Annotated in this window: 7 protein-coding genes; 3 read left to right on the forward strand and 4 right to left on the reverse strand. The window is 63.4% G+C overall.

Features of this window, described 5'->3' with window-relative positions; genetic code table 11:
• Positions 1-63: 63 nt before the first annotated feature.
• The 4 genes from WMO66_RS12410 to yfmF all read right to left on the reverse strand — a co-directional run bounded on the left by WMO66_RS12410 (position 64) and on the right by yfmF (position 5343).
• Positions 64-1260 (reverse strand): M14 family metallopeptidase, encoded by a 1197-nt coding sequence (locus WMO66_RS12410; RefSeq protein ID WP_349136738.1) that lies wholly within the window; start codon positions 1258-1260, stop codon positions 64-66.
• A gap of 401 nt (positions 1261-1661) precedes the next feature.
• Entirely contained in the window at positions 1662-2795 is a 1134-nt protein-coding gene (gene lgt / locus WMO66_RS12415) for a prolipoprotein diacylglyceryl transferase (protein ID WP_349136739.1), read from the reverse strand.
• On the reverse strand, positions 2792-4081 hold the full coding sequence (gene yfmH / locus WMO66_RS12420) for an EF-P 5-aminopentanol modification-associated protein YfmH (RefSeq protein WP_349136740.1): 1290 nt from the start codon (positions 4079-4081) through the stop codon (positions 2792-2794). The genes lgt and yfmH overlap by 4 nt, the downstream gene beginning before the upstream one ends.
• On the reverse strand, positions 4078-5343 hold the full coding sequence (yfmF, locus tag WMO66_RS12425; RefSeq protein ID WP_349136741.1) for an EF-P 5-aminopentanol modification-associated protein YfmF: 1266 nt from the start codon (positions 5341-5343) through the stop codon (positions 4078-4080). The genes yfmH and yfmF overlap by 4 nt, the downstream gene beginning before the upstream one ends.
• Before the next feature lie 145 nt (positions 5344-5488).
• On the opposite strand from yfmF, the gene prmA reads away from it, so the two are divergent.
• Genes prmA through WMO66_RS12440 form a run of 3 tightly spaced genes read left to right on the forward strand, consistent with a single transcriptional unit; the run spans position 5489 to position 7967 of the window.
• Positions 5489-6466: a 50S ribosomal protein L11 methyltransferase gene (gene prmA / locus WMO66_RS12430; protein WP_349136742.1), complete on the forward strand. Its 978-nt coding sequence runs from the start codon at positions 5489-5491 to the stop codon at positions 6464-6466.
• Positions 6467-6497: 31 nt separating this feature from the next.
• On the forward strand, positions 6498-7481 hold the full coding sequence (locus WMO66_RS12435; RefSeq protein ID WP_349136743.1) for a putative glycoside hydrolase: 984 nt from the start codon (positions 6498-6500) through the stop codon (positions 7479-7481).
• A gap of 12 nt (positions 7482-7493) precedes the next feature.
• A complete protein-coding gene (locus WMO66_RS12440) occupies positions 7494-7967 on the forward strand; it encodes a pyridoxamine 5'-phosphate oxidase family protein (RefSeq protein ID WP_349136744.1) in 474 nt (157 codons plus the stop codon).
• Positions 7968-8125: the final 158 nt, after the last annotated feature.

The following is an 8125-nucleotide window of genomic DNA, read 5'->3' on the forward strand; positions in this document are numbered from 1 at the left end:
AAAAAGTCACGGAGGGACTTTTTTGGCAAGCTGGAATGCCTGACGGAAGTCAGGCATTGGCTGTTACGGCAGCGCATGGACGAGGATGCCGATGTTGCGCCGGTAAATTTCGTCGAACTGGGAAAGCGGCAGCGGATTCGTGCCGAGACCGGCCTCGATCGTATAGCCGGGGCGGCGGAAGTCCTGCAGGAACCAGTCCTTATAGCCCGCAAAACCCGAGGCGAACGGCGTGTCCTCCAGCCGGTAGCCGCTGACCCGCGCCAGCCGCTCGCCGAGCTCCTGCGCACCGGGCGGCGCATAGTCCTGAAAGCGCCAGTAGATCTCTTCTCCCTGTGTGTGATAGGACAGCGTGACGTCCGGCCGGATGGCCTGAGTCAGAGCTGCCATGGCCGCCGTCTCCGGCTGGTCGAGCGGCGAGGCCCCGACATAGTCCCGAGGGGCCGGGCCGGTGAAGCCGAGCGCGAATTTGTTTGTGCGCGCCTGCTCCCAGCCTGCGGGGTAGTTCAGATTGAGGTCCGTCCCCGTCAGATTCGCCTTCCAGCCGCCCGGGAACGGAATTTCCGGGAAGCCTGCCGCGATGCGCTGCGCTGCCTGATACTGTTGGCTGCCCGGCCGGATGGCCCCCGTGACGAGGTCGACGCCGTCCGGGTTCACCATTGGCACGAGCCACAGCGTTGTGCGCCGCCAGAGCTGCTGGGCATCCATGCCGAGGATGCGCCCCTCCGTCGCCACGGCATAGGCGTATTGCTCCAGAAACAGCAGCAGGACCGGTGTTGTGATCCACTCGTTCGCATGGTGGCTGGCGTTATAGAGCACACAGCGCGGCCCCTGCCCGATGCGCAGGGCTGTGACGGGCCTGCCCCACGCCGTCCGGGCAATGCATTTCTGTGACAGGAACGGATAGCGCACGAGAAGTCCCTGCACGCAGATCTGCAGCAGCTCCGATGAAAACGGGACGTCCGTCGGCACGACGGGGAAGCCGTAGGGCACGTTCAGATATTGCCCCGGGATGAGCAGATTTGGGTTCTGGTTCGGATTGGCCGTCAGCATGGCGCGGACGGATGTGCCGCGCGCCGTGGCGATGCGGTAATAGGTGTCGCCGGGCTTGACCATATAGCGTTCATAGCCCAGCAGCAGCGGCGTGAGCCGCTGCATGGTCAGAATATCCTCCTGCCCGGACGGATACAGGCCCTCGCGCCGCTGGAATTCCTCCAGATCGGCGGCACCCGCCCGCCGCAGGGCAAGCTCGGTCAAGCGCATAGAAAATTCCCCCTCCGGGACATATCTATGCCGGAGGGGGAACATTCATGTGCAGCTTGTCAAAATAAGCTCCTTCGAACCTTCTCTCCGAAACTTTCGGCCGGGCGGTATTTTCGACAGTCCGGCAGTTGCTTCAGAAGTTCTCTTCCGGGGCCTCGGGAGTTTCGTTGTCCGCAAAGTCCTCTTCTTCCGCAGCGGTTTCGGTTTCCGGCTCCGTCTCAGGCTTGGCCTCGGGTTCGGCTTCGTCCTCAGGCTGCTCGCCGGCAAGCTTGGTCTTCGCGGCTTCCAGCTCCTGACGCAGGCGGTTGATGCGGCGGAACGACTGGGAGATGCGCTCACACAGCGGGTCGTACTCGGCGTCATCCGGCTCTTCATCCGTGACGTAGTCCTTGTAGTAGACCTTACCAAGCTGCGTGTAGCAGCGGCGGATCTTGTCCTGTTCCGCCAGAATGGCAAACTTCTTCTTGGAGATCAGCGCGACGAGACGCGCGGTCTGGGCTGCGCCGGCCGCAACGTGGACGGCCTTGCACTTCAGGGTTTCCATGGTTTCCTTCATAAAAGATCACTCCTTTTGATTCTTCGGATGATTCGGTTTCCTCAGATACTTCGTCCTCCGGCTCGGATGCTGCATCTTCCGGTTCGGCGGTCTCCTCCGGCTGCGCCTCTGCGGCCTTGGCAGCTTCTGCCGCTGCCACGCGGTTGACCTGCATCTTCGCGGGATCGTGTCTGACAAAGATGGCCTGATACAGCAGGATGCCGAGCGACAGCAGCATGGTCACGGCTGCAAGCAGCTGGCTGACACGGACCGGGCCGAGCCACAGGCTGTCCGTGCGCAGGCCCTCGATGACCATGCGCCCTGCGCCGTACCATGCGAGATATGCAAGGAACATCTGACCGTCGAATTTGCGCTTCTTTGACAGGAAGTGCAGCACGACAAAGCCGGTCAGGTTCCAGACGGACTCATAGAGGAACGTCGGGTGGAAATACTGCAGCTCACCGTTCTCAACCAGGCCCATGCGAAGGAAGCAGGTCGTCACGCCGCCGTGGGCCTCTCGGTTGAAGAAGTTGCCCCAGCGGCCGATGGCCTGCCCGAGCAGCAGACCGATGCCGGTCAGGTCGAGGAAGGGAAAAATTTTGAGCTTCCGAACACGGGTATAGATCAGCATGCCGAGCACCGCGCCAATGACGCCGCCATAGATGGCAAGGCCGCCGCTGCGGATGTCGAGAAAGCGGTACCACGGGATGCCGGGGCCGAAGAACTGGTCCCACTCGAACACGACGTAGTACAGGCGCGCGCCGACGATGGCGGACGGCAGGCAGATGAGCACGAGATTGAGAATGTCGTCCTGCGTGACGCCGAACTGCTTGGCCCGGCGCAGGCAGTACGTCACGGCGAGCAGCACGCCGATGGCGATGATGACGCCGTAGAATTTGATCTCGAAGTTTGTTCCCGGGATGCAGAAGCCGTCGGGCGGATCAATGCCCTCAATGCCGAGCCCGGGGAAGCTGATGGGACTGGTTAAGAAGATATTCATGCGGATTCCTCACTTTCATTGGGAAGAATGATGCTGAGCGCGGCGCGCTCCGGACGGATGACCTGCCGGATGAATTGCAGCACGTCCTCGGGCGTGACGGAAGCGTAGGCCTCCGGGAAGGAGAAGTAATCCACGCCGTCGAAGCGGTAGGCACACATACGGTAGCACACACTTTCAAAGCTGTCAAGGTCGCGGGTGCGGCGGCCGAGCGACGAGCGGATGAGCCGGTCAAACAGCGCGCGGTCAAAGCCCTCGCAGGACAGGCGCTGCGCCTCGTCCAGAATGGCACGGAGCACGGCGTCCGGGTCGCGGCTGTCGCCGCCCGCGCTGAACAGGCAGGCATCGCGCACGCTCTCATATCCGGCGGAAAAGTCCGAATTGATGAGGCCCTCGTCATACAGGCGCGTGTAGAGCGCCGAGGATTCGCCCACGAGAATTTCGGCAGCCAGATCGCCAATGATCTCACGGCGCATGGACTCCAGCCCGCGGGCGGGCGGCTCACATTTGAAGCCGAGGCAGAACGTCGGCATGGCGATCTCCATATGCCGGACCGTGCGCTTTGTCGGGCAGGTCATGGCCTCGGCCGGGCCGTAGTCCCGCACGGGGACCGGCTCTGCATGGGCGTTTGCGGACTCCGCACGGGCGATCTCCTCCACCAGCGCAGGGTCGACATCGCCCGTTACGCAGAGCATGAGATTTGCGGGCGCGTAGAATGCCGCATGGCAGTCCTGCAGGACCTGCGGGGTGATCTCGCCGATGGATTCGACCGTTCCGGCGATCGGAACGCGGATGGGGTGATGCGCGAACATCGCGCCGAACAGGTCCTCATAGGCGCGGGAGTCAGCGCTGTCCTCATACATGCGGATCTCCTGCGCGATGATGCCGCGCTCCTTTTCCACGCTCTCGTCCGGGAACCACGGCGTGAGCACCATGCGCAGCAGAATACGGAGATTTTCGGCGAACTGCTCGGTGCAGTCGAAATAATAGGCCGTCATGGCATAGCCGGTGAAGGCGTTCGGATAGCCGCCGTGGGCCGCGAAGAGGTTCATCGCGTTGTCCTCCGGCAGATCGAACATCTTGTGCTCCAGATAGTGCGCCACGCCGTCCGGCGTGCGGCAGGGGATGCCGCCGCGCGTGAAGGACGTGTCGACGGAGCCGTAGTCCACGCCGAGGAAGGCGTAGCTGCGGGCAAAGCCGGGCTTCGGGACGACGCGGAGGAGCAGGCCGTTTTCAAGCCGCTGCTCCCAGTAGCGCTCGCCGAGGCGCGGGAATTCATGCAGTGTCATGCTTCGTCTCCCTTCAGGAAATAGATCGTGTCCGTGGTGATGCGCCGGGCCGCACGCACAACATCCTCGACCGTCAGGGCGGGGAGCTTCTGCAGCATGGTCTCGGGGTCGTCGCACGGCTCGATGGACATGCCGATATACCAGTCGTCGAGCGCGGCGGGCGTGTCCAGCCCGGCGCGGACGGCGGAGATCAGCGAGCGGCGGGCGGATTCCAGCTCCTCCGGTGTGATCTCGCCGCGGCGGCAGGCGTCCAGCTCGGCCAGAATGGCGTCGCGTGCCGTTTCATACTGATCAAACGAGATACCGGACGACACGATCATCAGACCCTTGAACTTCTCAACGGCGGATGAGGCATAGTAGCACAGTGAGCGCTTTTCGCGGACATTCACGAACAGCTTGCTCGTCACACCGCTGCCGTAGACGGAGTTGAGCAGCACGAGGGCGGGATAGTCCGGGTCGGAGGCAGTGATGCCGGTACGCATGCCGATGACGAGCTTGCCCTGCGTGACATCCATGGACTCCGTAACCTCGCGCACGGTCTCCGCGCTTCGGCGCACGACCGTCGGCGGGGGAGAGACGGGGTCACGCTCCAGTCCGTCAAACAGCGGACGGAACAGGGCGGCGGCCTCCTGCGGCGTGCGGCGGCCTGCGTAGAACAGCATGATGGGAGCGGTGCGCAGCACCGTGCGCCAGTGCGCCGTCAGGGCCTCCGGCGTGATCGCGGCGACGTCCTCAGCATAGCCGAGGCGGGGGATGCTGGCGGCTTCGCCCTCGCACATGATCCGGCGCATGCGCATGGCGGCGTAGACGCGCTTGTCGTTCTGCGCGGACTCGATGGCGTGGATCAGGTTCTGCTTTTCACTTTCGACATAGCGGGCGTTCAGCAGGCCGTTTTCCAGCGCGGGATGGAACAGAATGTCGCGGAAAAAATCCACCATCGGGGCAAAGACGGCTTCGCCCTGCGGGAGGAAGGCCTCTTCAATAAAATCAGCGTAAAAGCCGGTCAGCTTCGTTTCGCCGCGCAGGCGGACGAGCGTGCCGAGCGTTGCGCCGTACAGCTCGTCAAGGCGCATCGAGATGGCGCGCATATCCGGCCAGCGCTCCGAGCCGCGCAGCAGCACACTCGGCAGCAGAGCATCGAGCGGGGCGGCGGCCCGTGTGTGCGGGCGCATCAGGTTGAAGCTAAAGCAGCCGGACTTGAATTTCTCGGTCTGCACGGCCAACAGGGTAACGCCTGCGGCCAGCTCGATCGTTTCGATCATGGGCATTCATCCTTTTTCAGCATGTTTGCCTTTATTATACACGTTTTTCCCGGAAATGAAAGAGCCGCAAAAAGATTTCGCTTGTTATTCCGGACGGAATCCTGTAGAATAGGGAGAAGTAATTTGTATTTATGGAGGGTTGAACATGGAACAGTGGCTTGAAGTGACCATCCGCACGGCGTCCGGCGGCATCGATCTTCTGTGCGCCGAGCTGACGGAGGCCGGGTTTGACAGCTTCGTCATCGATGACAGCGAACAGTTCCGCCAGTTCCTCGACGGCGCGCGCGCCTATTGGGATTATGTGGATGAAAAGCTTGCCGCGCGAATGCGCGACCTGTCGCAGGTGCGCCTGTACCTGCCTGAGGAAACTGCAGAGGCTCAGCTTGCAGAGCTGCGCGCCCTGCTCGCGGAGCTGCCCGGCCGCTATCCGGCCTGTGAATTCGGCCCGCTGACGCTGGCGCTCGACCGCATCCCGGACGAGGACTGGGCCAATTCCTGGAAACAGAACTACCGCCCCCTGCCGGTGGGTGAGCGCCTGCTCGTCGTTCCGCAGTGGATGACGGTCGACGACCTGCAGGGCCGTCTGCCCGTGATCCTCGATCTCGGCCTGACGTTCGGCACGGGCGAGCATGCCTCGACGCAGCTTTGCATGCGCGCGCTCGAGTCGCTCCTCCACGGCGGAGAGCGCGTGGCAGACCTCGGCAGCGGCAGCGGAATCCTTTCCGTCAGCGCCCTGCGGCTCGGCGCGGCAAGCGCCGTCGGCGTCGACATCGATCCGAGCGCGGAGCATATCGCCGCGGCAAATGCGGCGCAGAACGGCTTCGGCCCGGACCGCTTCACGGCGCGGACAGGCGACGTCGTCGAGGATGCGGATTTTCTGCAGGCGCTGGCGGGAGACGGCTTTGACATCGTGTGCGCCAACATCGTGGCGGATGTCATCATCCGGCTCGCGCCCGTTGTGCCGAAGCTCATGCGGCCGGATGCGGCGTTCGTCTGCAGCGGCATCCTCACGACGCGGGAGAACGACGTCCGCGCGGCGCTTGCTGCCGCCGGGCTGGAGATCGTCCATGCGGCGCACGAGGGTGAATGGTGCGGCCTGACGGCGCGCCTGGGGGAGCGCTGAGATGCCCCGCCTTTCCTATCGCAGGCGCCTGATGCTGCGCAAGTTCCTGCGCGTGCTCGGCATCGTGCTGGCGGCGGCCATCGTCATCGGCGCGGCGCTGCTGCTGTACCTTGAGCCTTATGTCACCTATGACCGCGACGGCGCGCACCTCTCCCTGAAGAAAAACGTGCAGGATCCGGACGGCACGGGCGCGACGGCGGCGCTGCCGGAGGTCTCGGACGCGCAGATCGTCTATGACGAGGCGCAGCCCGGCTCGGACCGGATCGCCGACCTCGGCGGCGTATATGTCACGACGCAGATGCTGCGCGACCCCGAGGCCGTGCGCGCGGCGCTCGAGCAGCAGGGGGCCTGTGCCGTTCTGCTGCAGCTCAAGAGCACGTTCGGCGATTTTTACTATTCCAGCTCCATCGACGGCGCGGAGCTGGCGGACGTCGATACGGCGGCCGTGGATTCCCTCATCGACTGGCTCAGCCAGCACGGCTATTACCTCATTGCGGAGGTCCCGGCCTTCTGCGACACGGCGTTTGCGCTGGCCAATCCTGCCGCGGCCCTGCCGCTTTCGAGCGGCGCGCTGTGGATGGACTCCAACGGCTGCTACTGGCTTGACCCCGCGAGCGAGACCGTGATGATCTACCTCAAGCAGATCGCGCGTGAGCTTTCGAGCCGCGGCTTCCGCGAGGTCGTGTTCTCGGAGTTCCGTTTCCCGGCGAGCAACAGCATCTCCTATCATTCCGAAAAGTCCGGCGCGGAGCTGACGCAGGACGCGGCGCAGGAGCTGACGACGTTCTTCTCCGGAAGCAATCTCATGATCTCGTTTGAGACGGACGACACGGCCTTCCCGGCCGATGTCTGCACAGGCCGCCTGTATATCCGCGATGTGGACGGCTCGAAGATCGAAAAATTCGCGCAGGCCTATGGCAGCGCGGAAAATCTGACAGAGCTCGTGTTCCTGGTCAACTCAAAGGACACGCGCTTCGACGAGCGCGCCGTGCTGCGGCCGCTGCTGAATTCCTGAGGAGGGACGAGAATGCGAAGAACAGACCGGGAGATCACAGACCGGCAGGAGCTGCTGGACGTCATGGCGCGCTGTGACGTCTGCCGCCTTGCCCTGAATGACGAAAGCGGCTATCCCTATGTCGTGCCGCTGAATTTCGGTATGGAGGAGCGGGACGGTACGCTGTATCTGCTGTTCCACGGCGCGATGACCGGAACAAAGTACGATCGTATGGAGAGGAACCCGCGCGCGACGTTTGAGATGGACTGCGGCCACATGCTCTGCACGGATGAGGCGCATGGTATGTGCACCATGGCCTATGAGAGCGTCATCGGCCGCGGGCGGCTCGAGCCTGTCCCGGAGGCGGAGCGCGAGGCTGCGCTGCAGTGCCTGATGGCGCACTACGGCCGCCCGGACTTTGCCTTTGACCGTGCGTCAGTAGCGCACACGCGGGTATTCCGTCTTGCGGTCGAGTCCATGACGGGAAAGCGCCGCAAAATAAAATAAAGCCGGACGGCCCGCCGCAAGGCGGGCTGTCCGCCAGACTGTCGAAAAACATGCTCAGCCGAAGGTTGCAGAGGGAAGGAAAGCCTCGCAGAGTTTGCGCTCGCAAGCGCAAAGAAAATAGGAATCATTTTCTCCGGCGGCGTGTACGTCGGAGAAAA

Source organism: Faecousia intestinalis, from assembly GCF_040096185.1.
Lineage (GTDB): Bacteria > Bacillota > Clostridia > Oscillospirales > Oscillospiraceae > JAZOXB01.